Below are 24289 nucleotides of genomic sequence, written 5' to 3'. Positions count from 1 at the left end.
GAACCACCGCCCCCGCCGTTTTCCGCTCCCACGGCAGCCGCCTCCCGGCACCCCCCCGGAAGGGACGTGCGGCATGACTCTCAATCAGCTGCGGGCCTTCGTCGAAGCCGAGCGGCTCGGGTCCTTCACCGCTGCCGCGCAGGCCATGGACATCGCGCAGGCGTCCGCGTCCGAGCTGGTCCGGCGCCTTGAAACGGAGCTGGAGGCCGAGCTGTTCCTGCGCGGCAGCCGCACCCTGACCCTGACCGCCGCCGGGCGCGAGCTGCTTCCGTACGCCCAGGAGGCGCTGGCGGCGGCTGACAGCGGGACTCGGGCCGTGCACTCCCTCGGGTCGCTGGGCGGCGGCACCGCCACCTTCGGGGTGCTGCGCAACGCGGACTACTACCTGCTCTCCAACCTCGTACAGATGTTCCACGCCCGGTATCCGGCGGTCCGCGTACGCCTCGTGGGCCAGAACTCCGCCGAGACCGCCCTGGCCGTCGCGACGGGGCAGATCGAGGCGGGCCTGGTCATCCTGCCCATCGACGACGACGGGCTCGCCATCACGCCCCTCATGCGGGACGAGGTGTTCTACGTCAGCGCGAGCGCCGAACGCACCCGCGAACCCGTGAGCATCGAGGCGTTCGCCGGGGCACCCCTCGTGCTGTACGACGCGCACTACGGCTGGGCGGACCCGACCCGGCGCCAGCTCGCCGAGCGTGCGCAGCTTGCCGGAGCCCGTATCGATCCCCTCATCGAGCTCGAACACGTGGAAGCGGCACTGAAGTTGGCGGCGGCCGGGGTCGGCGACACGATCGCGAGCCGGGCGGTGATCGCCAGCCCTTCGTTCCCCGCCGGGTTGCACACGGCACCCTTCTCCGAGCCCCTCTACGACACCATCGCGCTCGTCAGGCGCCGCGGCCACCCCCTGTCCCGCGCCACCCGGGAACTCGCCCGGCTCGCCGAGGACACCATCCGCGAGATCGGCAACGGTCTGTTGACCTGAGGTGACCGGAAGTCGAGCTGGACCTCTCCCACAGGGAAACCCTGTGGGAAGTGCAGGAATCGCCCCTCTAGTCCTGTGGAACAGCCGCGTCTACCGTCCCGGACATGCAGATCACGCACGACGAACAGAAGACCCTCGCTCCCTTCCAGTGGCTCAAGAAGCCGGAGGTCGACGGTCCCCCCGCCCAGCGCGACCCCAAGGTGGTCGAGCGCGTCTCCCAGATGCTGAAGGAGATCGAGAGCAAGGGCCTGGACGCGGTCCGCGCCTACGGGCAGGAGCTGGACGGCTGGTCCGGCGATCTCGAGATCGGGGCCACCGAGCTCAAGAAGTCGGGGGACGCCCTGCCTGCCGATGTCCGTACCGCCCTGGAAATGGGCTACGAGCGCACGAACCGCTTCGCCTCCGCACAGCGCGAGCACCTCACCGACTTCGAGATCGAGCTCGCCCCCGGAGTGGCCGGCGGCCAGCGCTACGTCCCGGTGTCCCGCGTCGGCGCCTATCTCCCCGCAGGCCGCTTCCCGCTCCTTGCCAGCGCCTTCATGACCGTGGGCGTCGCCAAGGCCGCCGGTGTCCCCACCGTGGTGGCGTGCACCCCGCCGTCGGGTGAGCACGGCGCGCACCCGGCCGTGCTCTACGGCGCCTACCTGTCCAAGGCCGACCGCGTCTTCGCCGTCGGCGGCGTCCAGGCCCTCGGCGCGATGGCGTTCGGCCTGCTCGGCGAGGCCCCCGTCGACATGCTGGTCGGTGCCGGAAACGCCTTCGTCACGGAGGCCAAGCGCCAGCTCTTCGGGCAGGTCGGGATCGACCTCCTCGCGGGCCCCTCCGAGGTGGCCGTCCTCGCCGACGACACCGCCGACCCGGCCTGGGTCGCCGCGGACCTGCTCGGCCAGGCCGAGCACGGCCCGAACTCCCCCGCCGCGCTGATCACCACATCGGAGAAGCTGGGCCGTGCGGTCGTCGCCGAGATGGACCGCCAGCTGGAGACGCTCGCCACCCGTGACATCGCCGGACCCGCCTGGCGGGACTTCGGCTCCGTCATCGTCGTGCGCGACCGTGACCAGGCCGTCGCCGTGTCGGACATCCTCGGCCCGGAGCACCTGGAGATCCAGACGGAGGACGACGACTTCTACCTCCAGAACCTCACCAACTACGGCTCGGTCTTCCTGGGCCCCTGGTCCACCGTCGCCTACTCCGACAAGGGCATCGCCGGCACGAACCACGTGCTGCCGACCGGCAAGACTTCCCGCTACAACGCGGGCCTGTCCGTCTCCCGCTTCCTCAAGCCCCTCACGTACCAGCGGGCCGTCAAGGAGGGCACCGCTTCCCTGGCGCCCGCCGTCGAACGCATCTCCGCATTCGAGGGCCTCGCCGCCCACGGTGCGACCGCCACGATCCGGATCGACCGGATCGGCCGCACCTCCGGCGCGTTCGACGCGGTCCCCGAAGCGCTGCGCGAGCAGCTCTGATCCAGTACCGCGCCTCGCCTCCGTGCCGGATCCGGCCGGGGGCGGGGGGTTCCGGCCCCCGGAGCACCACGCCCCGGCCGCGACCGGCGTCCGGGCCCCCACCGGCATCACCTGCCCGGCACGAGTGAGTACCGTCCTGTAGCGAGGGCACCCGCGCTCCCACTCCCCGAGGATCTCCCCATGCACCACCCCTCCTCCGACCCAGCCCCCACGGGCGCGGGCTCCGACCTGCAACAGGGCCTCAAGGGCCGCCAGATCACCATGATCTCCATCGGTGGCGTGATCGGGGCCGGGCTCTTCGTCGGCTCGTCCACCGCCGTCGCGGCCGCGGGACCGGCCGTCCTGATCTCCTTCCTGCTGGCCGCCGCCCTGGTGGTGCTCGTCATGCAGATGCTCGGGGAGATGGCCGTCGCCCACCCCGACACCGGCTCGTTCTCCACCTACGCCGACCGCGCCCTCGGCCGCTGGGCCGGTTTCTCCATCGGCTGGCTCTACTGGTGGTTCTACATCCTCGTGATCCCCATCGAGGCCATCGCCGCCGGTGAGGTCATCGCGGGGCTCACCTCGGTGCCGAGCTGGATCCCGGCACTGGCCATGATCGCCCTGCTCGCGGGCAGCAACCTCCTCGCCGTGCGCAACTACGGCGAGTTCGAGTACTGGTTCGCCCTCCTGAAGGTCGTCGCGATCGTCGCCTTCCTCGTGCTCGGCGCGCTCGCGATCCTCGGGATCCTGCCCGGGTCGGACGCCCACGGTGTCTCGCATCTGTGGAGCGACGGAGGGTTCGCCCCCAAGGGCGGGGTGGCCGTGCTCGCCGGTCTGCTCACGGCGATGTTCAGCTTCCAGGGCAGCGAGATCGTCACGATCGCCGCCGCCGAGTCCGCGGAACCGAAGAAGAACATCAAGAAGGCCGTCCGTGCCGTCGTGTGGCGTCTGGGGCTCTTCTATGTCGGCTCGATCTTCGTCGTGGTCAGCCTGGTGCCGTGGAACTCCGACGCCCTCGCCGAGGGCTCCTACCAGGCGGTCCTCGACCGCATGAACATCCCGGGCGCCGGGCTCATCATGGACGTGGTGCTCGTCGTGGCGGTGAGCAGCTGCCTCAACTCGGCCATCTACACCGCGTCGCGCATGGCCTTCTCCCTCGCCCGCCGCCAGGACGCCCCTGCCGCGCTCGCCGCCACATCGGCGGCGGGTGTGCCCCGTAACGCGGTCCTCGCCTCGACCGTCATCGGTGTCGCGGCCGTCATCGCCAACTACCTTCTGCCGAGCGTCTTCACGTACCTCATCGCGTCCAGCGGCGCGATCGCCCTGATGATGTACATGGTCATCGCCATCACCCAGTACGCCACCCGGCGCAAGGGGCCGCGGCCGAGCGAGGTGCGGATGTGGGCGTTCCCCTATCTGACCCTCGCCACGATCGCCTTCATCGCCGCCGTCCTCGTCCTGATGGCGGTGCTGCCCGGCCACCGTCTCGAACTCTGGCTCTCGCTCGCCCTGGCCGCGGTCCTCGTCACCGTGGGGGTCCTGCGACAGCGGCGGCACGGCGACCGGCGGCCCCTCGCGGCGGCCGGGCGAGGGTGAGGCGTCAGGGGTGCCGGGCGTGCGTTGCCCGCGGCACGAACTCGGTCGGCAGGACGAGGCGTTCACCCTTGGGGTCCGCGTCGCCGTCGATGCGCCGTACGAGCAGGCGCGCGGCCTGCCGCGACAGCTCCCGCAGGTCGTGGCGGACCGTGGTCAGCCGGAACACCTCCCAGGCAGCCATGGGGAGGTCGTCGAAACCGATCACCGTCAGATCGTCGGGGACCCGGAGCCCGGCCGCGAGCGCCGCGTTCAGGACACCGATGGCGACCACGTCGTTGCCGCAGAAGACCGCGGTGGGCGTCTGCGCCGCGTCGAGCAGTCGCGGCAGCGCCTGATACCCCGTCTCGTACTCGAAGGCGCCCCGCGCCACCCGGTCCTCGGGCAGTCCGATGCCCGCGTCGGCCAAGGCGAGACGGAAGCCGAGTTCGCGTTCGCGGCCGGTCGTCGTGTTGGCCGCGCCGAAGATGCCGGCGATGCGGCGGTGCCCGAGCTCGGCGAGCGTGTGCGCGACCAGGCGTCCCCCGCCTTCGTTGTCGACGACCGAGGCGTAGTCCCCGCGGCCGCCCGTGTCGCGGTTGAGGAAGACGTACGGCATGCCGCGGCGGTCGAGCTGGGCCGGGAGGGCGGAGTCGGTGGTGGCCGTCGCGAGCACCACGCCGTCCAGGGACTGGTCGAGGAGCTTCTCCTCGGCCAGTGCCTCGTCGGAGCGTTCGGTGAGGAGCATCATGCGGTAGCCGAGGAGCTGGAGCTCGTCGTGCAGGGGCGCGATGACGTGCGGGTAGAACGGGTTCGTCAGGTCGGTGACGATCACCCCGATGCGCCGGGTGGACCGGGTCGACAGGGTGCGGCCCGCCTCGCTGGGCACGTAGTTGAGGGCCTGCGCCGCCTGCCGGACCTTCTCGCGGGTCGCCGCGGACACCCGGCTGTCGTCCCGCAGGGCGCGGGAGACCGTCGGCTGCGAGACGCCGGCCAGCCTCGCCACGTCGTGACTCGTGATCGCCATCGGCCCTCTCCTCGTCGCCCGGCGCGCCCCTGCGGCGACCGGCTTCTCAGTATACGTATGCCGTACCCCTTGACATTGGACAGCGCAGAACCTGTCATGGAATGCATACGTATTCCATACGTCTTGCCCGTCCCGTTGTCTTCTCTAGGAGCAGCCATGAACGACGTCGTCGTGTCCACCGCCGAGCTGGGACGTCGCACGGTGCGCCGCAGCGACTTCGTCTCCTGCAACCAGGCCTTCATCGACTGCCGTACACCGGGCTCGGACCGGAAGGAGAACTACGCGATGATCGGGCCCGGCGTCTCGCAGGCCGCCGGTCAGCACGTCAATCTCCGCCTTCCGCACGGCTACAACATCGGTGCGGCCGCCATGCCCCACGGCATCACCAACAACCTCCACCTCCACTACACGGCCGAGGTGTTCGTCTGCACCGAGGGCGAGTACCTGCTGCGCTGGGGCGCCGACGGCACGGAGGGCGAACTCCAGCTCAAGGCGGGGGACATCGCCTCCATCCCGACCTGGATCTTCCGCGGCTTCACCAACACCGGCCCCGACGACGGCTGGATGTTCACCGTGCTCGGCATGGACCACACCGGCGGCATCATCTGGGGCCCGTCGGTGCTGCGCGAGGCCGAGGGGCACGGCCTGTACCTGACCGCCGACAACAAGCTGATCGACACGGTCGCCGGTGACGAGATCCCGCCCGGCACCGAGCTGACCGAGCCGATGACCCAGGAGTACATCGACCGCCTGCGCCACTACGGCGTCGACGAGATGAAGCGCCGGGTGGCCGCGGCCGACGAACTGGTCTGGTCCGAGCGGCCGTTCCTCGACAGCACCCTGCCGGGCGGCGGGGTACGCATGAGCTGCGTCATCGGGTACGGCATGACCGAGGACCTCCACCAGGAGCCCCGGATCTTCAACCCGCACGGCCACAACGTCGCCTGGCTGCGCGCCGAACCGGGCCAGGGCGTCTCCCTGCACCGCCAGCACGAGACGCAGACGCTGATCGTCAAGGACGGGGAGTGGGAGATCACCCTCAACCGCACCGACCCCCTCTCGGTCCGCCTGGGCCCGCGCGACATGCTCTCCGTACCGCAGGACGCCTGGCGCACCCTGCGCAACGTCGGCGACGAGCGGGGCGACCTCATGGTCATCAACTCCGGTGACGGCCGCGTCCGCCTGGAGTGGGACGAGGAAGTCTCCAGGGCCGCCGCCGACGCGGGCCTCGGCATCGACCACAACGGCTACGTGGCGCCGTACGCCCTCCTCCCCCGCTCCGCGCGCCGCTGGTGAGCGCCGTGCCCCGCGTCGAGCCGTCGTCCGATCCGCTGCCGCTGGTGGTGGTCCCCGGCATGCTGTGCGACCCGAGCCTATGGTCGGAGGTGGACTTCCCCGAGGGCCATCCGGTCCGCCACCTCGAACTGGGGAAGCCGGACATCGGAGCCCTGGCCGATGACCTGCTGGCCTCGGTGTCCGGACCGTTCGTGGCGGTCGGGCTCAGCCTCGGGGCCATCGTCGCCTTCGAGGCGCTGCGTCGCTCCCCGGAGCGGATCGCCGGGCTCTGCGTCATGTCGACGAACGCGGGAGCGCCACGCCCCGAGCAGTACGAAGCCTGGCGCGCGATGGACGTCCTGATCGCGGACGGCGGGTTCCCGGACGTCGTCGAACAGACGCTGCCCGGCATGTTCCCCTCCCCACGCCCACCGAGCGAGTCGGCGGAGCGCTACCGGCGGATGGCGCACGCCGTGGGCCCCGATGCCGCGCGTGCCCAGCTCGCCTCCCAGGCAACCCGCCGCGATGCGGTCGGTGCGCTGCGCGGCGCGCGATGCCCGGCCGTGGTCCTGTCGGGCACGCGGGACGCGCTGTGCCCGCCGGACTTCCACCGGACGATCGCCGACGCCTTGCCCGACGCCGAACTGCGGGAGGTCCCGGGGGCGGGGCATCTCCTGCCGTGGCAGCGCCCCGACGCCGTCTCCGCCGCGCTGCGGGACCTGCTGGCGCGGGTGCGGGAGACCCGGCTGTAGGCCACCACGCCAGGCCGCACATCTGAATGAACGAACCTCCCCCCTTTTTGAAGCCCGAGAACCCGAGAAAGAGAGCCGTCATGCCTCGTTTCCTCAAGTCCCCCGTCCCCGCAGGCACGGTGAGCGCCGCCCGCGCGGATGTCGCGGACCGCGTCAGCGCCATCCTCGACGACATCCGCGACCGGGGTGACGAAGCGGTCCGGCAGTACTCCGAGAAGTTCGACGACTGGAGCCCCGAGTCTTTCCGCCTGTCCCCGGACGAGATCAAGAAGATCGTCGCCGGTGTGCCGGAGACGGTCCTGGAGGACATCCGTTTCGTCCAGCGGCAGGTGCGCACGTTCGCCCAGGCGCAGCGCGACTCCCTGCACGACGTGGAGATCGAGACCCTGCCCGGCGTCCGCCTCGGCCACCGGCATGTCCCGGTCGCCGGCGCCGGAGCCTACGTACCCGGCGGGCGCTACCCGCTGACCGCCTCCGCGCACATGACGATCGTGACGGCGAAGGTGGCGGGGGTGGAGCGGGTCGCCGCCTGCACCCCGCCGATCCGGGGTGAGATACCCGCCGCGACGGTCGCGGCCATGCATCTGGCCGGGGCCGACGAGATCTACCTGCTCGGCGGCGTCCAGGCCGTGGCGGCCCTGGCCATCGGCACCGAGTCGGTCGGCCGGGTGCCGCTCATCGCCGGCCCCGGAAACGCGTATGTCGCCGAGGCCAAGCGGCAGTTGTTCGGCGAGGTCGGCATCGACCTCTTCGCGGGCCCGACGGAGATCCTGGTGATCGCCGACGAGCACGCCGACCCGTTCGTGGTGGCTGTCGACCTCCTCTCGCAGGCCGAGCACGGCCCGGACTCCCCGGCCGTACTCGTCACCACGTCCGAGGAGCTGGGCCGCGCGGTCGAGGCCCACGTGGAGCGGCTGCTGCCCGGGATGCCGACCAAGGACTTCGCAGGCCCCGCCTGGCGCGACCACGGCGAGATCGTCGTCGCGGACTCCCTCGACGAGGCCTTCGAGATCGCGGACTCCTACGCCAGCGAGCATGTCGAGGTCCTGACGGAGAACCCGCGCCAGGCGCTGGACAAGATGCGGGACTACGGCGCGCTCTTCCTCGGGGAGGGCACCTGCGTCTCGTACGGGGACAAGGTCATCGGCACCAACCACGTCCTGCCGACCCGGGGCGCCGCGCGCTACACGGGCGGACTGTGGGTGGGGAAGTACCTCAAGACCGTCACCTACCAAGAGGTCACGGACACCGCGTCGTCGGCGCTGCTCGGCGAGGTGTGCGGGCGCGCCGCGCGTGTCGAGCTGTTCGAGGGACACGCCCGCTCCGGAGACGTCAGGGCGGCCAAGTACGGCGACGGCACGCTGCCGTGGAACGAAGAGGCGGGCGCGTGAGCGGCGCGACGGGCCCGCTGACCGGGCGCACCGCGCTGGTCAGCGGTGGCGGCAGCGGACTCGGCGCCGCCATCACCCGCGCCCTGCTCGCGGACGGGGCCCGGGTGGTGATCACCGGCCGCAACGAGCAGGCCCTGAAGGAGACCGCCGCACGCCTTGGCCCTGGCGTGGTCCACCGGGTCTGCGACGTCTCCAGGCCCGAGGACGTCGAGGCGCTCGCCGCGAGTCTCGCGGACGAGGAGATCTCGGTCCTCGTCAACAACGCCGGGATCGCGGGGCCGGTGGCGCCGCTGACCGAGATCTCTCCCGAGGACTGGGACGAGGTGTTCGACGTGAACGTGCGCGGGGTGTTCCTGATGTGCCGGGCGTTCCTTCCCGCCATGACGGCGCGGGGCGCGGGCGACGTCGTGAACATCGCATCGGTGTCGGGCAAGCGGCCCCTGCTGCGGCGTACGCCGTACTGCGCGTCCAAGATGGCGGTCATCGGTCTGACCACCACCCTGGCGGGCGAGGTGGGGCCCGCGGGCGTCACGGTCAACTCCTTGTCCCCCGGGCCGGTTTCGGGCCCCAGGATGGAACGGAACTTCCGCCTGGAGGCGGAACGCACCGGCGGCAGCTACGCGCAGGCCGAGGAGGCGTTCGTGTCACGGTCGGCCCTGGGCCGGATGGTCACCGAGGAGGAGGTCGGCGCGGCGGTCAGCGCGATGCTCCGCATGCCGGGGCTGTGCGGCGCCGACATCGACCTCTCGGCGGGGATGGTCGCGCGGTGAGGGGCCCGGAGACAGGCCCCCGGGGGCGGAACCCCGTTCCGCTCCCGGGCCGCCGCCCCCTCAAGGAACGGCTGGCGGCCGGTGAGCGGCTGTATGGGGCGTTGCTGCGGCTTCCCTCGGAGACGCTGGTGGAGATGGCGGGGGTGGCGGGCCTCGACTACGTGGTCATCGACTGCGAGCACGGTCCCGCCGACACCGCGCTCCTCCAGCACCACCTGACGGCCGCGGCGGCACAGGGCATCGACGTCCTCGTGCGCGTCGGTACGTCCGAGCCCGCTCTCGCCCTGCGCTGCCTGGACCTGGGGGCAGCGGGAATCATCCATCCGCACGTCGACGACGCGCTGGACGCACGGCGGGCGGTGACCTCGGTCCACTACCCGCCCCTGGGGAGCCGGGGGTTCGCGACCTACAGCAGAGCGGGCCTCTTCGGCACGGTGACGGCGGCCGAGCACGTGGCCGCGTCGCGCAACGCCCTGGTGGTGGTGATGATCGAGACGGAACAGGCCTGCGCCGCCGCTCCGGAGATCGCCGCGACCCAGGGTGTGGACGCGGTCCTCGTGGGCCCCGCCGACCTGGCGGCGGACTGCGGCTTCCCGGATCAGGACACGGTCGACGCGCTGGTCGCGACGGCCCACCGGGCCACTCGCGAGGCGGGCAGGGCCGTGATGACCATCGTGCCGGGCGCCGAGGGCGCGAGGGCCGCCGAGCGTGCGGGAGCACAACTGGTGCTCTTCAACATGGCGCAGGTCCTGATGGACACCTTCCGGTCCCTCGCGACGCCCGGCACGCGTCACGAGAAGTCTCCGGAAGCCTCTCCTCCACCTCTTGACGACCCCCGTCACGCTCCTTAGTGTTCGGCGGAAGTTCATACGTATGCACAGCTCGTAAGCACAGCTCGTAAGCACAGTCATGAAACCGCGCGATCGGAGAAGTCATGTCCGCTGTAGCGCCGCCCACCACCGCAGCCGGCCCCAAACGGGCCGAGGCGGAGAAGCGGAGTGCGATACGCCGTGCCATCGGCGCGGGAAGCATCGGAAACTTCGTCGAACAGTTCGACTACGGCCTCTACGGCTACATGGCGCCGGTCCTCGCCCCCGCCTTCTTCCCGCAGAGCAACCAGGCCGTGGCCGTGCTCAGCACATACGCGATCATCGCCATCGCCTGTCTGTTCCGCCCGCTCGGCGGCACCCTCGTCGGCCGCTGGGGCGACCGCGTGGGCCGCAAGAAGACCCTGCTGTGGACCATCGTGTTCATGGGCGTCACCACGGCCCTCATCGGGGCCCTGCCGACGTATCAGCAGATCGGGGTCCTCGCGCCCCTGCTCCTCCTGCTCCTGCGCGTCGTCCAGGGCATGGTCTCGGGCGGTGAGTACGTCGGCGCGGTGGCCTTCATCGTGGAGTGGGCGGAGCCCAACCGGCGCGCCTACTACGCCTCGTACGCCTCCAACAGCTGTTTCGCCGGCATCCTCGCCGGCGCCGGCACCGCCGCGCTCACCAGCTGGCTCGTCCAGGGACCCGCCCTCGACTCCTGGGGGTGGCGCATCCCGTTCCTGCTCGCGCTGCCGCTGAGCGCGGTCGGGATCTGGCTGCGACGCCACATCTCGGAGTCGCCGGAGTTCGTCCGCGCCACGGAAGGCGGCGTCGACGTCGTCAAGGCCCCGATCCGGGAGGCGCTGCGCACGCAGTGGCGGCCGATCCTCACGCTGTGCGGCGTCTCCATCATGCTCGCGATCCTGTCCTACAGCTGGGTCACGTTCTATCCCGAGTACCTGACCGGAACGCTGGGCCTGCCGCGCTGGATGGCACTCGCGTCCAACGCGATATCGGTCGCCGTGCTCATGCCGCTGCTGCCCCTGGCGGGCATCCTCTCGGACCGGATCGGCCGCAAGCCGATGCTCATCAGCGGCGCCATCGCCTGCATCGTCCTGGTCCCGCTGGCCTTCTGGGTCGGCGAGGGCGGTACGTTCGGCGCGGCCGTGGCAAGCCAACTCATCTACATCATCCCCGAGTTCTTCCTGACGGGCATCGTCACCGTCCTCACGGCCGAACTCTTCGCGACGCGCACCCGGTTCAGCGCGAGCGCCATCGCGTACAACAGCTCGTTCTCCATCTTCATGGGGATCACCCCGTTCGTCGCCGCCCTGCTCGTCAGCAGCTTCGACTCCATCTACGCCGTGTGGGTCTACCTCGCGGCCGCCGCGATCCTGGCTCTCGTGGTCGTCAGCGCCTTCATGACGGAGACGTACCGGAGCCACCTGGGAGCGGACAAGTTCCCCTCGGCCCGAACCACTTCCGCCTGAGTCGCTCCCCCTACTCGTACATACGCATTCGCACCCCGTTGCGCCTACCGGCGTCGCCGCAGCATCAGATCGAAAGGTACCCACCATGTCCCTCGACCCCGTCGCCTACCTCCCCTACGCCGACCCCGACGACTTCATCCGCGAGGTCACCGACCGCATCTGGGTCGGCCGTGACATCTCGTACATCGTCGACAACTACGAGCCGGACTCGATCGTCCACACGAGCCTCGGCACCGTCGTCGGCCGTGACGGCGTGATCGAGGGCACGACGATGCGCATGGGCAGCACGCCCGGTCACATCGGCCAGGCCGAGGACGTGGTGTGGGAGGCGCGCGGCAACGACGCCTTCCTCAGCTCGCACCTCGTCTTCTCCAACGACGAGCACCTGGTCGACGGCCGCAACATCCGCATCCGCAAGCGCACGGTCGCCAACTGCCTCTACCGCCGCGGCCGGATGGTCGAGGAGTGGGTGGTCCGTGACGAGCTGGCCACCTGTCTGCAGCGCGGCGACGACCCGGACGAGGCGGCCCGCGCCCTGCAGTTCCAGGGCTACAGCGGATCGATGACCGAGGAGGCGCCGAAGGACGTCCTGCTGACCGGTGTCAGCGGACCGCGGCCCGACGAGTTCCGGCCCGAGTGCGAGATGGTCCTGGAGTTCATCGACGAGGTGTGGACCCAGCGCCGGCTGCAGAAGGTCAACGACTTCATGACGCGTGACCTCTTCCTGCACACGATCGGCGACCGCACCGTCATCCGCCCGGAGCGGTACCAGAGCGACCTGATGGCCATGGTCGCCGCCTTCCCCGACGCCCGGTTCGAGGTACGGGACGTGCAGACCAACTACTCGCCCCGGTACGCCGGACTGCGGGTGGCCGTCACCTGGACCATGCACGGCACCTACCGGGGCACGCCGGACTTCGGCCCGCTGACCGACCAGCCGGTGACGATGCTCGGCGTCTCGCAGTTCCTGATCCAGGACGGCCGGATCGTACGGGAGTTCCGTGTGTACGACGAGATCTCGCTGCGGGCACAGATCAACAGCACGCGGGGCGACGGGCCCGCGGTGGAGGCCAACATCTACTGAGCCGCACCGGCGGGGATCGGGGGGGCTCCGGATCAGCCGGAGCCCCTCCCCGCAGCATCTGGAACGGCAGGCTCTGGAACGGCGGACTCTGGAACGGCCGGTTCGGGCAGGGTGCGGAACAGCAGCCAGCTCAGTACGGGCATCAGGGCGAGAGGCGCCAAGGCGGTCCGCAGGGACGTCGCGTCGGCGAGGCTGCCGATGAACGGACTCACCAGCCCGCCGACGCTGACGGTCAGACCCAGCGTGATCCCGCTCGCGGTCCCGATGCGGGAAGGCAAGTAGTCCTGCCCGAGCGTGACTTGCAGCGAGAACGGGACGTAGAGACCGGCCGAGGTCAGCGCCACGCACACATACATCGCCGGGCCGGGCACGAACACCACACCCGCGACACATCCGGCCGTGAGCAGGTACGACCAGCGCGCCACGGTGACGCGATCCCAGCGGTCGGCCAGCGTGCCGCCCAGCACGGAGCCCACCGCGCCGCCGAGGTAGAGCACGAACAGCGCCGCGGTGCCCGCCGCCGTACTGCCTCCCATGCGCTCCTTGGCGAACAAGGCGAGGAACGTGCTCAGTCCGATGAAGGCGATCGACCGGCACACCACGGCCAGGGACAGCTTCACGAACGACGCCCGGTCGTCTTCCCCGGCGGTCACCTCGGCACTGCCCCCGGCTGCCTGCCGCTGCTTCTCCAGTGCGCGCAGCACGGGCAGGCACAGGACGGAGCCGACGAGCGCGGGCAGCGCAAGAAGGGGCGTCAGGCGCAGACCTCCCGTCGCCACGACCGCGGTGACCAGGAGCGGAGCCACCGCGAAGCCGAGGTTGCCGCCGAGTGAGAACCAGGCCATCCCGCGGTGGCTGCCGCGACTCGCGAGCCGGGCGACGCGTGCGGACTCGGGGTGATAGGCGGCGACGCCCACTCCTGACAGCGCCACGAACGCGAGGGTGAGCGCGTACGAGCCGCTCACGCCGCTCAGCGCGATGCCCGCCCCGCCCAGCAGCGTGCTGACCGGCAGCAACCACGGCATCGCCCAGCGGTCGGTGAGTAGCCCGAAGACCGGTTGCGCCACTGAGGACAGCAGGGAGGCAGCGAGCACGATGCCGGACACGGCGGCGTAGCTGTAGGCGCGCTCGGCGACGAAGAACGGCACCAGGGACGCGACGGCGCCCTGGTAGAGATCGACGCAGGCGTGCCCGGCGGACAACAGAGTGATGGAGGCATTTCTTCGCACCCCGTCATCGTCGACGCCGGAAGCCGTGTCGCACTTCCGAGAATCTGCCAGAAGATGCCGATGTTCCGCCAGCGATGTCCCCGTCTTAGAAACTTCTTACCCCCACCCCCGACGCTCTCCCCGTGAACTACGCGAAGAGCAACAGCAGTCAGACCCTGCCGCGGGAAGCCCGGCACAGTGACATCGCGGGCGCGCGGCGTCGGCGCCGCTTCCGTACGTACGGCATCGCCGCGGCCGTCGTGCTCGCCGCCACCACGGCGTCGGCCGGTTACCTCGCCGTGGCCGAGCCCCCGTCGGATGGCGGTACGCCGGACGCGCCGCCCCAAGTGCACGGCAGTACGGTCGACTTCACTGTGCGCGGCGGCACCGCGCGCGTGGACACCGGTTCGCTGCGCGTCACGGGGCGCGCCGAAGACGGGGCATCGCTCCCGGTGTCCGGCGCGGCGGCACAGCAGCTCGGCAAGCCCGGCGCGGTCAGCGTGGACGGCGACACGGCCCGCTGGTCGTACCCCGACAAGAAGCTCACCGTCACGGCGAAGAGCGACCACGGCCGGCTGCGCATGACGGTGCACTCCGACGCCGACCAGAAGCTGTCCTGGCCCAGTACCGCGCCCGGTGCCGACGGGGCCCTGCAGATTCCGCGCGGCGAGGGCCTGCGCGTCCCGGTGAGCGACACCTTCTGGAACTCCGGCGATGCGGGTCTCAAGGACTCGGAGGTCGAACTTTCGGGTGGCCTCACCCTTCCCGCGTGGGGCTACACCCAGGGCAAGCACGGTGTCAGCTACATCGTGCCGGAGGAGGTCGGCACATCGCTCGGCTTCGCCTCGAAGGGTGACCGGCTCAACTCCACGGCCCGGCACGAGTTCTCGCGGCGCGAGCAGACCCGCGACTACACGGTGCACTTCTCCCTCACCGGCTCCTCCTCGGTCTCCTCCGCCGCCGACTACCGCTCCTACCTCGACGCACACGGCAAGCTGCGTTCCCTGGCGCGGAAGATCAAGGAGAACCCCGAGATCGGGCGGCTGCTCGGGGCGGTGCACGCCTACGCCTGGGGCAGCGCCCGTACCGCCAAGGGCGTGGAGGAGCTGCACGAGCTCGGCGTCTCCCGGCTCTGGCTCGGTTACGACGCCGACGACCAGCCGATGGACAAGGCAGCCGTGCGGGCCGCGCAGGGGCACGGCTACCTGGTCGGCCCGTACGACTCCTACGCCAACGGTCAGCCGTCCAAGAGCGCCGACAACCCGTCTTCGAAGTGGCCCGGATCGGTCTACCCGGACTTCTGCGTACGCGACTGGAAGGGAGTGATCAAGGAAGGCTTCGGCGGCCGCGGCTGCTATGTGAGCTCGCAGGCGTTCAAGCAGGCCGAGCCCGGCAAGCACTACCTGGCCGACCGGGCGAAGAAGATCACGTCCAACGGCGCCGACAGCTACTTCCTCGATGTCGACGCGGCGGGCGAGTTGTTCACCGACAGCAGCGAGGGCCACCGCATGAACAAGAAGCAGGACCGCGCCAACCGCCTCGAGCGCATGCGCAAGCTCGCCTCGGACGACAAGTACGTCCTCGGCTCCGAGTCCGCCGGCGCCTGGGCCGCCCCGGTGCTCGCCTTTAACCACGGTGGGCAGACGCCGGTCGCCGACGGGCTGTGGAAGGTGGAGAAGGACAAGGAGAACTGGGGCGGTTACGCACCGCAGGGCGAGCCGGCATTCTTCTTCAAGGAGGCAGAGCTGCCGCCCGCCCTGGCCAAGGCGATGTACGACCCGCGCTACCGCGTCCCCCTGTACGAAACCGCGCTCCACGGCTCCGTCATCAACACCGACCGCTGGGAAATGCCGTACAACAAACTCCCGGCACAGAAGACCGACCGAGCGCTGATGTCCGCCCTCTACAACACCCCGCTCAACTTCACGCTCGGGGACAAGAACCTGAAGTCCACGGGGAAGGAAATGGCGACGCTCCAGCGCTATTTCGAGCCCCTGCACAAGGCCGCGGGCACCGAGCGGATGACCAACTTCCGGCGGCTCACCGCTGACGGGACGGTGCAGCGCTCGGAGTTCGGCGACGGCAAGCTGACCGTGACCGCCAACTTCGGGAAGAAGGCGTACGGGTCACTGCCGGGCGGCTGCGTGGACGCACAGCTCAAGAACGAGCCGAGGCCCCACCGGCTCTGCCCCGCGCAGCAGTCCTGAGCCCTCGGGGCGGGGCCCATGGCCTCGCCGTACAGCTCAGACCGTCTCGCTCGCGGGGTGGATGGTGAAGACCTGGTCCAGGCCGACGATCCGCAGGATGCGCAGCGTGTCGGCGGGGACGCCGACCAGGATCAGCTCGGCCTCCGCCGCCTGCACGCGGTGGCGGGCGGCGAGCAGGACGCTGATCCCGGTGGAGTCGCAGAACTCCAGGCGGGACAGGTCGATGGTCAGGTTCTGGCCCCGGGCCAGGGCGAGACAGTCGACCTGTTCGCGCAGGTCGGTGGCCCGGTCGTAGTCGAGTTCGCCGGCCACGTGCAGAACGGGTCCGGTGACGGTGCTGCGGTAGGTGATGTTCAGAGCGCTCATTGTGCGTGATCCGTTGCCGGGTGGGCGGCGGGGACGCCCAGTGCGAGCAGTGCGGTGTCGTCGTCCAGGCCGTCGCCGAAGCTCTCCAGGAGCCCGGTCAGAGCGGCGATCATCTCGTGGGGTGTGGTGGGGGCGTGGTCGGCGGCGAAGGCCTGAAGGGCCTCGTCGCCGAAGAGGCTCTCGCGGGTGGAGCCGGTACGGGCCTCGGTGAGCCCGTCGGTGTACAGCAACAGCGAGTCACCGGCGGCGAGCGTGGTCTCCGCGGTGGTGAACCGGGCGGTGGGCAGGACGCCGACGAGCAGCCCCCCGGGAGTGGTGAGGTAGTCGGCGGTCCCGTCGGCCCGCAGGACCAGCGCCGGTGGGTGGCCGCCGGACGCAAGGCGCACGGTGATGTCTCCGTCCTCGGCGCCGGGCTGGATGACACCGAAGATGACCGTGCAGTAGCGCGGGTCACCACTGGCGCCGTAGCGCTCGTGGAGGACGGAGTTCAGGGTGGCGAGGGCAGCGGCGGGCTCGGGGTCGTGCAGCGCCGCGGCCCGCAGGGTGTAGCGCGTCAGTGAGGTGAGTGAAGCCGCCTGTGGGCCCTTGCCGCACACGTCCCCGAGAAAGAAGGCCCACCGGCCGTCGCCCAGGGCGAACAGGTCGTAGAAGTCGCCGCCGAGACGGTCCGGAGAGGCCGTGTGGTAGTAGACGGCAGCCTCGAGGCCCGGCACGGGGGGCAGTGAGGAGGGCACGAGGGACTGCTGCAGCACGGCGAGCGAGTCCGCGAGCCGCTGCCGGTCGGCCTCGGCCTGCCGCCGGGCCTCCTCCGCCTCCGCACGCGCCCGCTCGGCCTCGGCCCGCGCCCGCTCGGCCTCCTGGCGGCGGTGCAGGAGTTCCTGCTCGTAGGCCCGCCGGTCGGAGGCGTCGAAGACGGTCGTGCGGATCAGCAGCGGTTCGCCCTCGCTGCCGTGCTTGATCACGGAGGAGACCAGCACCGGCAGCCGACTCCCGTCGGCGCCCTTGAGTTCGAGCGCGATGCCGCGCAGCTCACCCTGCATGCGCAGCAGGGGTGCGAAGTGCGTCTCGTGGTAGAGCTTGCCGCCGACGGTGAGGAGATCGGCGAAACGGATCTGCCCCACCACTGCCTGGCGCTTCATACCGAGCCAGTCGAGCAGCGTGGTGTTGATCTTGGCGATGGTGCCGTCCATCAGCGTCGACAGGTAGCCGCAGGGAGCCGTCTCGTACAGGTCATCGGCGCTGTCCTCCAGGAGCGCGGTGAACGCGGCGTCCGTCCCCGCGGCGTCCCCGATCTCCGCAGGCTCGGGCTCGTCGCCTCCGAGGCTCATCAAATCCGGGCCCCGAGGAATTCGAGAATGGCCTCGTTGGTGGCCTCCGGCGCGCTCAGCTGTGGGCAGTGCCCGGTGGCGTCCAGGGTGACCAGGCTGGATGACGGGATCGCGGCGTGCACATACGCGCCGACCTCGCGCGGCGCGATCGCGTCCTGTGCACACTCGAGCACCAGGGTCGGCACCGTGACGCTCTTCAGGTCCTCGCGGCTGTCGGACAGGAAGGTGGTGCGGGCGAAGACCCGGGCGATGTCCGGGTCGGTGGCGCAGAAGCTGTTGGTCAGCTCCTGACCCAGTTCCGGCCGCTCCGGATTCCCCATGATCACCGGTGCCATCTGGGACGACCAGCCCAGATAGTTCGATTCGAGCGAGGCGAGCAGCTCGTCGATGTCCTCTGCCGAGAAGCCGCCCCGATAGCCGTCGCCGTCGATGTAGCAGGGCGACGGCGCCACCATCACCAGCGACCCGATCCGCTCCGGCGCCATTCGCGCGGCGAGCACCCCGACCATGGCGCTGACCGAATGCCCGACAAAGGCCGCCTGCTCGAGGCCGAGATCCGTGCAGACGTCCACCACGTCCTGGGCGTAGCCGTCGAGTGACGCGTAACGCTCCTGGTCCCAGGCCGACAGATCCGAACCGCCGCAGCCGACGTAGTCGAAGAGGACCACTCGGTAGCGCTCCGCCAGCGCCGGCACAGCCAGCCGCCACATGTTCTGGTCACAGCCGAAGCCGTGCGCCAGGACCACCGCGGGCCCGTCCGCCAGCCCCGTGACCGTCACATTGTTCCTGGCTTGTATATCCATGCGGCCCATACTCGCACCTGCACTCCATATAACCCCAGGGGCCTCAGCCGAGAGCTCGGCCGCGCGGAGTCCGCCACCCCGGTCACCCCAGGGCGCGCAGAACGCCGTGCCCCTGTCCCGCCCCCCCCTGTGCCGCAAAAAACTTTGAGGCCGGAGCGGCGCTGGCCAAACCCGCTTTAGGGGCCAACTCCCGTACCGTATACGAAAGTTGGAGGCATCAGACCTCTCAGTCCTGGATAGCAATCCGCTCACACCACGCGGCACCCCAGGCCTGCGGCACGCGCCGGCCGGGCTGCCGCGCCAGGGCAGGATTCCTCATAGCTGAAGGGTCCCCATCATCGTGCGACCGGCCCAAGAGTTCGGCGACAACCCTGTCGAAGTACGCGAAACCGGGCACTACACCGAGGAGTACGTCCCCAGCTTCGTCGAGAAGTGGGACTCCCTCATCGACTGGGAGAAGAGGGAGGAGAGCGAAGGGAACTTCTTCATCGACCTGCTGCGCAAGTGGGGGGTGAGGAGCGTGCTCGACGTCGCGACGGGCACGGGATTTCATTCCGTACGGCTGCTGGCCGCCGGATTCGAGACCGTGAGCGCGGACGGCAGCGCGGAAATGCTGGCGAGGGCGTTCGAGAACGGCACCAAGCAGGGAGGGCACATCCTGCGGGTCGTCCAGGCGGACTGGCGCTGGCTCAACAGAGACGTCCACGGCGAGTACGACGCCATCGTCTGCCTCGGCAACTCCTTCACGCATCTCTTCTCGGAACGAGACCGGCGCAAGGCGCTTGCCGAGTTCTACGCGATGCTCAAGCACGACGGCATCCTCGTCCTCGACCAGCGCAACTACGACGCGGTCCTGGACGACGGCTACACCACCAGCAAGCACAGGTACTACTACTGCGGTGAGGACGTCATCGTGGAGCCGGAGTATGTCGACGAGGGCCTGTGCCGCATGCGGTACAGCTTCCCGGACAACTCCATCTACCACCTCAACATGTTCCCGCTGCGCAAGGACTACACGCGGCGGCTGATGTCCGAGGTGGGTTTCCAGCACATCGCGACCTACGGCGACTTCCAGCACACCTACCGGGGCGAGCAGCCGGACTTCTTCGTACATGTGGCGGAGAAGGAGTACCGGACGAAGGACGAGGGCCGGCACAAGGAGGGCCGGTACAAGGGCGCGGTGGGCACCGCCCGCAGCTACTACAACTCGCCCGACGCCGACACCTTCTACGCCACGGTGTGGGGCGGCGAGGACATCCATATCGGCCTGTACGAAAGCCCCATGGAACCCATCGCGGCCGCGAGCAGGCGCACCGTCGAGCGGATGGCATCGAAGCTGGAGCTGACCCGGCGATCCGTGGTGCTCGACCTCGGTTCGGGGTTCGGCGGCTCGGCGCGATATCTGGCACAGACGTACGGCTGCCGGGTCCTTGCCCTCAACCTCAGCGAGGTGGAGAACCAGCGCCACATGGAGCTGAACTCGGCCCGCTCGCTCACCGACAGGATCGAGGTCGTGGACGGGTCCTTCGAGGACATCCCGTACCCGGACGACCACGTCGACGTCATCTGGTCCCAGGACGCCTTCCTGCACAGCGGGAACCGGGTCCGGGTCCTCGCGGAGATCGCCCGGGTGCTGCGGCCCGGCGGCCACCTCATCTTCACCGACCCGATGGCGGCGGTGGACGGCGGCCGCACCGATGTGCTGCAGCCGATCCTCGACCGGATCCATCTGGACGACATGGGCTCGCCCGGCTTCTACACGCGCGAGCTCGACCGGCTCGGCTTCACCGCCGTCGACGGCGGCTTCGAGGAGCACCGCGAGCAGTTGGTGAACCACTACACGCGGGTCCTGGAGGAGACCGAGCGCGAGGAGGCCGAGGGGCTGGCCGACAAGATCAGCCACGACTACCTCACCCAGATGAAGAAGGGTCTCGGGCACTGGATCGTCGGCGGCCGTGACGCCCACCTGACCTGGGGGATCTTCCACTTCAGGCTGGACGCGGGGGCGTGACCCGACCCGCACCCACCGCCTCCGCCCGACACCTGCCCGTCCGACACGCGAAAATCTATGTCGGCCGTAGTAGACATTGGGTGGTGGTGTGGTTATGGTTTCTCTCGTAGTCGCGATCGAGCAAGGCCCGGCAGACAAGAACTGCCGGGCAGCAGTACAGGAAGTTCCGAGCAGTACAAGCAGTACAAGCAGTACAAGCAGTGCAAGCAGTACAAGCAGTTCGCAGGACGGTGCGGTGGTGGAGTTTCGAAGCCAGAGCAGTCGCAGGACGGCGACGGGCTGACGACCGGACCGGGCGGCCCGCGGTGATCAGGGGCCGCCGTGAGCAGTACGCAGTACCGCAGTACCTGTAGTTCCCGCTCAGCAAGTCAGCAAGATCAGAGGGAAAGAACGGAGGAGCAAGGCGCCATCAGGATCGCCCGGACGGAAGTCCTGAGTCCGGGTACCGCAGGACATCGATAGCGAGGTGGTCTTCGGTCAAGCAACCGCGATCCCCGTACCCCCGGCAGCATCCCAGCCGGGTTTGCGGAAACAGAAGGCCGACGCAGTTCCAAGGTCGGCAGATGGTGTAGCAGTTCCTTCGGGGCCCGGGTGCCATAAGGCGCCCGGGCCCCTCAACGCGTGGGTGGCGCCCGGCCCTCAGCGGTTCGGCGGCTGAAGTCCGGGCTCGCTGTTCGAAGTAGCTGAAGTCCAGGATCAGTGGTCGGTCGGAGTAGCTGAAGTCCCGGATCAGTGGTCGGAGTAGCTGAAGTCGCCGATGGTCCAGGCGCTGACATCCTCGATCGCCACGCGGTACATCCCACCGGTCTCCGGGATCCCCACCGTGCCCTGCAGAATCCGGGCCACGTGGAAATGCAGGTACCTCGGCGGCCCCTCGCCACGCGCCGCGGCGGTGAACATGGCGGAGAAATCGCTCAGGCGGGCCGAGTCCGCCAGAACCTCCGACACCCGCTGCCTCCAGACCGATTCTGGAGCCAGCCGGCCCGTGATGACAGCGCCACAGGCGACCACGGTCAGGGACATCTGATTGCTCTGCCCGGACTCCACCAGGGCGGCGATGTCAACGAGCAGTTCGTCAGGCTTCGACATGAGAGAAGATTCTAATCACCAGCGGATGCGAGGACGACGTCGACGCGAAACCGGGACGCGGGTAGCGGTAGTTGATAGAAATCAGTACGCGGTCGCCGTCTCGGGATGACGGCGTTACCCCGCTTCCGGTCACTGGAGGTAGTGAGCATGGCGGCGACGCTGTACCGAGACACCAACTACGCCCTGTCGCATCTGATCGAAGAGATCAAGCACGGCAGCATCGCGCTCCCGGACATCCAGCGTCCGTTCGTCTGGTCCACCGCCAAGATCAGAGACCTCTTCGACTCGATGTACCGGGGCTACCCGGTCGGCACGCTGATGTTCTGGGAAACCGGCGCCGAGGTCGGGACGCGGCAGATCGGCGGCCGCGACAGTGATCGCGTCCCTCGGTTGCTGGTCGTCGACGGACAGCAGCGTCTGACGTCCCTGTTCGCTGTGCTGACCGGAGAGCACGTGATCACCAAGACGTTCGAGAAACGCCGCATCCGTCTTGCGTTCCGCCCGTCCGACGAGACATTCGAGGTCACTGACGCGGCCATCGAGAAGGACCCCGAGTTCATCGCCGACATCACGACGCTGTGGAACGGCGGCTACAAGTCCACCGTCCGCACCTTCTTCAACCGGCTCGCCGACGGCAGGGACGGCACGTTGAGCGACCGCGAGCAGGACCTGCTGGAGGAGCGGGTCGACCGAGTTCGTGACCTCCGCGATTTCCGGTTCCAAGTGATCGAACTCGGAGTGACCGCCGACGAGGAACAGGTGGCGGAGGTGTTCGTCCGCATCAACTCGGAAGGCGTGAAGCTCAACCAGGCAGACTTCATCCTCACGTTGATGTCGGTGCACTGGGAGAAGGGCCGACGCGAACTGGAAGCCTTCTGCCGAGCGGCCGTCGACCCCGCCCTGTCGGGCCCCTCACCGAGGAACCCGTACCTGGAACCCAGCCCTGACCAGTTGCTGCGGGTCGGGGTGGGGCTCGCCTTCAACCGCGGTCGGCTCCAGCACGTCTACAGCATGCTGCGTGGCAAGGACCTGGAGACCGGGCGTGTGAGTCCCGAGCGTCGCAGGGCGCAGTTCGAACTCCTTCGCCAGGCCCACGACGACGTCATCGACCTGACCAATTGGCACGAGTACCTGAAATGCCTGACCGCTGCCGGATTCCGGGGCCGCAGGATGATCACGTCGGAGAACGCGGTCATCTTCACGTACATCCTGTGGTTGATCGGGCGCCGCCGCTTCGCCCTGGACTACCCGGCCCTGCGCGCAGTCATCAGCCGCTGGTTCTTCATGGCCCACACCACCGGCCGCTACACCACCTCCCCGGAGAGCCAGGTGGAGGCCGACCTCGCGCGCATCGCCGCGCTCGAGCCCGGCAACCCTGACGCCTTCCGCGCAGAGCTCGACCGGATGGTGCGGTCCAACTTCACCGGGGACTACTGGGAGATTTCCCTGCCCAACCGTCTGGACACCTCAGCGTCCCGGTCGCCGGCGCTGTACGCGTACTACGCCGCCCTCAACCTGCTCGACGCCGAGCTGCTGTTCAGCGGCTTGAAGATCCGTGACGTGATGACACCCGACGTGGTCACACCGCGGTCGGTGGAGCGCCACCACCTCTTCCCGAAATCCTTCCTCGCGGACCAGGGCATCACCCACAGCAGGCAGGTCAACGCGATTGCCAACATGGCCTTCATGGACTGGCCGGAGAACGTCAAGATCGGCACCGGCAACCCCGTCGACTACTGGTCCGCCATGATCCACGACTTGGGGCCCGAGCGGCTGAAGCGCCAGACGTACTGGCACGCGCTGCCCGTCGGCTGGGAACAGCTCGACTACGCCACCTTCGTGGAACGTCGCCGAGGGCTCATGGCTCAGGTGATCCGCGACGGATTCAGCCGGCTCTGGAACGACCGGTCTCCCTCACCCTCGGCGACCGTCGAAGATCTGATCGAGGCCGGCGAGTCCCAGACCGTCGAGTTCAAGTCCACGGCACGGTGGAGCATCAGGGCCGGGCAGATCGACCGCAAGCTCGAGCACGTCATCGTCAAGACCGTGTGCGCCCTGCTCAATGCCGAGGGTGGCTCGCTGCTCATCGGCGTGGACGACAGCGGGAACGTCCTCGGTCTCGGCTCGGACTGGAAGACCCTCGGACCACGGGGCAACCACGACGGGTACGAACTCTGGCTTCGTCAACTTCTGGACACCAGCCTGTCCCAGCAGACCGCGAGCGTCGTGCGGATCCGTTATGAAACCGTCGACGGCAATGAGGTGTGCGTGGTCTCCGTAGCGGCTTCCGGTAAACCCGTGTTCGCCAAGCCGGACGGCGGACGGACGGCGACGGAGTTCTGGGTGCGCATCGGCAACGCGTCACGCCAGCTCCACGGCGACGACATGGTGAGCTACCAGACGTCGCACTGGGGGTAGCGGAGGAGGAGGGGGCACCAGCCATTCACTGCGAGACCGCGGAAACGGCCGGCGTCACGGTACGGGCCTCGTCGCATGGCGCCTGACCACGATCGCCTCCGACGAGGTGGACGGATGCGAGGACGACGTCGACGGCTGCGAGGGCTGACCCCTTTCACGCCGACAGCTCAAGCGAGAGGGCGACCGCGATAACCACGTCTTCCTGCGGCCGTCCACCGAACAGTCCCCGGAAACGCCTCAGGGGCCATCCGAAGAT

The 24289-nt window shown here is 69.3% G+C and carries 19 protein-coding genes; 13 read left to right on the top strand and 6 right to left on the bottom strand.

Translation table 11 applies throughout. The features are described 5' to 3' along the window. The first annotated feature begins 73 nt into the window (after positions 1–73). The 3 genes from ABXJ52_RS32105 (at position 74) to ABXJ52_RS32095 (ending at position 4029) form a co-directional block, all read left to right on the top strand. Positions 74–985 carry a LysR family transcriptional regulator gene (locus ABXJ52_RS32105; RefSeq protein WP_367046849.1) on the top strand — a complete coding sequence of 304 codons (912 nt, stop codon included), beginning with the start codon at positions 74–76 and terminating at the stop codon, positions 983–985. A gap of 104 nt (positions 986–1089) precedes the next feature. After that, positions 1090–2451: a histidinol dehydrogenase gene (hisD, locus tag ABXJ52_RS32100; RefSeq protein WP_367046847.1), complete on the top strand. Its 1362-nt coding sequence runs from the start codon at positions 1090–1092 to the stop codon at positions 2449–2451. A 180-nt stretch (positions 2452–2631) separates the two neighbouring features. After that, positions 2632–4029, top strand: coding sequence for an amino acid permease (locus ABXJ52_RS32095; RefSeq protein WP_367046845.1), 1398 nt, complete (start codon positions 2632–2634; stop codon positions 4027–4029). A 4-nt stretch (positions 4030–4033) separates the two neighbouring features. Here the strand turns inward: ABXJ52_RS32095 and ABXJ52_RS32090 are convergent, their stop codons facing one another. Beyond that, positions 4034–5032: a LacI family DNA-binding transcriptional regulator gene (locus ABXJ52_RS32090; protein WP_367046843.1), complete on the bottom strand. Its 999-nt coding sequence runs from the start codon at positions 5030–5032 to the stop codon at positions 4034–4036. Between the two features lie 156 nt (positions 5033–5188). Here ABXJ52_RS32090 and ABXJ52_RS32085 point away from each other — a divergent pair, with 156 nt between their 5' ends. The 7 genes from ABXJ52_RS32085 to ABXJ52_RS32055 all read left to right on the top strand — a co-directional run bounded on the left by ABXJ52_RS32085 (position 5189) and on the right by ABXJ52_RS32055 (position 12603). Continuing rightward, positions 5189–6328, top strand: a complete 1140-nt coding sequence (locus tag ABXJ52_RS32085) for a cupin domain-containing protein (RefSeq protein ID WP_367046841.1) — start codon at positions 5189–5191, stop codon at positions 6326–6328. Positions 6329–6333: 5 nt separating this feature from the next. Next, a complete protein-coding gene (locus tag ABXJ52_RS32080) occupies positions 6334–7059 on the top strand; it encodes an alpha/beta fold hydrolase (protein WP_367046839.1) in 726 nt (241 codons plus the stop codon). An 80-nt stretch (positions 7060–7139) separates the two neighbouring features. Further along, positions 7140–8450: a histidinol dehydrogenase gene (gene hisD, locus ABXJ52_RS32075; RefSeq protein WP_367046837.1), complete on the top strand. Its 1311-nt coding sequence runs from the start codon at positions 7140–7142 to the stop codon at positions 8448–8450. Further along, the gene (locus tag ABXJ52_RS32070) at positions 8447–9220 is read left to right on the top strand and encodes an SDR family oxidoreductase (protein ID WP_367046835.1); all 774 of its coding nucleotides are present in this window, start codon (positions 8447–8449) and stop codon (positions 9218–9220) included. Before hisD (ABXJ52_RS32075) ends, ABXJ52_RS32070 begins: the two co-directional genes overlap by 4 nt. Then, positions 9217–10071, top strand: coding sequence for an aldolase/citrate lyase family protein (locus ABXJ52_RS32065; protein ID WP_367046833.1), 855 nt, complete (start codon positions 9217–9219; stop codon positions 10069–10071). Before ABXJ52_RS32070 ends, ABXJ52_RS32065 begins: the two co-directional genes overlap by 4 nt. A gap of 83 nt (positions 10072–10154) precedes the next feature. Continuing rightward, on the top strand, positions 10155–11519 hold the full coding sequence (locus ABXJ52_RS32060) for an MFS transporter (RefSeq protein ID WP_367046831.1): 1365 nt from the start codon (positions 10155–10157) through the stop codon (positions 11517–11519). An 85-nt stretch (positions 11520–11604) separates the two neighbouring features. After that, positions 11605–12603 carry an ester cyclase gene (locus ABXJ52_RS32055; protein ID WP_367046829.1) on the top strand — a complete coding sequence of 333 codons (999 nt, stop codon included), beginning with the start codon at positions 11605–11607 and terminating at the stop codon, positions 12601–12603. Positions 12604–12635: 32 nt separating this feature from the next. Here the strand turns inward: ABXJ52_RS32055 and ABXJ52_RS32050 are convergent, their stop codons facing one another. Next, positions 12636–13832 carry an MFS transporter gene (locus ABXJ52_RS32050; RefSeq protein ID WP_367046827.1) on the bottom strand — a complete coding sequence of 399 codons (1197 nt, stop codon included), beginning with the start codon at positions 13830–13832 and terminating at the stop codon, positions 12636–12638. Positions 13833–13954: 122 nt separating this feature from the next. Here ABXJ52_RS32050 and ABXJ52_RS32045 point away from each other — a divergent pair, with 122 nt between their 5' ends. Beyond that, a complete protein-coding gene (locus ABXJ52_RS32045) occupies positions 13955–16018 on the top strand; it encodes a glycoside hydrolase (protein WP_367046825.1) in 2064 nt (687 codons plus the stop codon). Between the two features lie 36 nt (positions 16019–16054). Here ABXJ52_RS32045 and ABXJ52_RS32040 read toward each other — a convergent pair whose 3' ends face one another. Genes ABXJ52_RS32040 through ABXJ52_RS32030 form a run of 3 tightly spaced genes read right to left on the bottom strand, consistent with a single transcriptional unit; the run spans position 16055 to position 18515 of the window. Next, positions 16055–16384, bottom strand: a complete 330-nt coding sequence (locus tag ABXJ52_RS32040; protein WP_367046824.1) for an STAS domain-containing protein — start codon at positions 16382–16384, stop codon at positions 16055–16057. Beyond that, entirely contained in the window at positions 16381–17712 is a 1332-nt protein-coding gene (locus ABXJ52_RS32035; RefSeq protein WP_367046822.1) for a SpoIIE family protein phosphatase, read from the bottom strand. Before ABXJ52_RS32035 ends, ABXJ52_RS32040 begins: the two co-directional genes overlap by 4 nt. Beyond that, positions 17712–18515: an alpha/beta hydrolase gene (locus ABXJ52_RS32030; protein WP_367049430.1), complete on the bottom strand. Its 804-nt coding sequence runs from the start codon at positions 18513–18515 to the stop codon at positions 17712–17714. The genes ABXJ52_RS32035 and ABXJ52_RS32030 overlap by 1 nt, the downstream gene beginning before the upstream one ends. A gap of 340 nt (positions 18516–18855) precedes the next feature. Here ABXJ52_RS32030 and ABXJ52_RS32025 point away from each other — a divergent pair, with 340 nt between their 5' ends. Then, positions 18856–20526, top strand: coding sequence for a methyltransferase domain-containing protein (locus tag ABXJ52_RS32025; RefSeq protein ID WP_367046820.1), 1671 nt, complete (start codon positions 18856–18858; stop codon positions 20524–20526). 729 nt (positions 20527–21255) lie between these two features. Here the strand turns inward: ABXJ52_RS32025 and ABXJ52_RS32020 are convergent. Next, entirely contained in the window at positions 21256–21615 is a 360-nt protein-coding gene (locus ABXJ52_RS32020) for a hypothetical protein (protein ID WP_367046817.1), read from the bottom strand. A 147-nt stretch (positions 21616–21762) separates the two neighbouring features. Between ABXJ52_RS32020 and ABXJ52_RS32015 the strand changes: the two genes are divergently transcribed. Then, positions 21763–24033, top strand: a complete 2271-nt coding sequence (locus ABXJ52_RS32015) for a DUF262 domain-containing protein (protein WP_367046816.1) — start codon at positions 21763–21765, stop codon at positions 24031–24033. The last annotated feature ends 256 nt before the right edge of the window (positions 24034–24289 follow it).

It is taken from the genome of Streptomyces sp. Je 1-332 (assembly GCF_040730185.1).
GTDB lineage: Bacteria > Actinomycetota > Actinomycetes > Streptomycetales > Streptomycetaceae > Streptomyces.
This window is presented reverse-complemented; position numbering and strand designations above follow the sequence as displayed.

What these genes read in the sequence shown, in the direction of transcription:
- ABXJ52_RS32105 (WP_367046849.1), top strand. Translation starts at nt 74, where the DNA reads ATGACTCTCAATCAGCTGCGGGCCTTCGTCGAAGCCGAGCGGCTCGGG.
- hisD (WP_367046847.1), top strand. Translation starts at nt 1,090, where the DNA reads ATGCAGATCACGCACGACGAACAGAAGACCCTCGCTCCCTTCCAGTGG.
- ABXJ52_RS32095 (WP_367046845.1), top strand. Translation starts at nt 2,632, where the DNA reads ATGCACCACCCCTCCTCCGACCCAGCCCCCACGGGCGCGGGCTCCGAC.
- ABXJ52_RS32090 (WP_367046843.1), bottom strand. Translation starts at nt 5,032, where the DNA reads ATGGCGATCACGAGTCACGACGTGGCGAGGCTGGCCGGCGTCTCGCAG.
- ABXJ52_RS32085 (WP_367046841.1), top strand. Translation starts at nt 5,189, where the DNA reads ATGAACGACGTCGTCGTGTCCACCGCCGAGCTGGGACGTCGCACGGTG.
- hisD (WP_367046837.1), top strand. Translation starts at nt 7,140, where the DNA reads ATGCCTCGTTTCCTCAAGTCCCCCGTCCCCGCAGGCACGGTGAGCGCC.
- ABXJ52_RS32060 (WP_367046831.1), top strand. Translation starts at nt 10,155, where the DNA reads ATGTCCGCTGTAGCGCCGCCCACCACCGCAGCCGGCCCCAAACGGGCC.
- ABXJ52_RS32055 (WP_367046829.1), top strand. Translation starts at nt 11,605, where the DNA reads ATGTCCCTCGACCCCGTCGCCTACCTCCCCTACGCCGACCCCGACGAC.
- ABXJ52_RS32040 (WP_367046824.1), bottom strand. Translation starts at nt 16,384, where the DNA reads ATGAGCGCTCTGAACATCACCTACCGCAGCACCGTCACCGGACCCGTT.
- ABXJ52_RS32035 (WP_367046822.1), bottom strand. Translation starts at nt 17,712, where the DNA reads ATGAGCCTCGGAGGCGACGAGCCCGAGCCTGCGGAGATCGGGGACGCC.
- ABXJ52_RS32030 (WP_367049430.1), bottom strand. Translation starts at nt 18,515, where the DNA reads ATGGATATACAAGCCAGGAACAATGTGACGGTCACGGGGCTGGCGGAC.
- ABXJ52_RS32020 (WP_367046817.1), bottom strand. Translation starts at nt 21,615, where the DNA reads ATGTCGAAGCCTGACGAACTGCTCGTTGACATCGCCGCCCTGGTGGAG.
- ABXJ52_RS32015 (WP_367046816.1), top strand. Translation starts at nt 21,763, where the DNA reads ATGGCGGCGACGCTGTACCGAGACACCAACTACGCCCTGTCGCATCTG.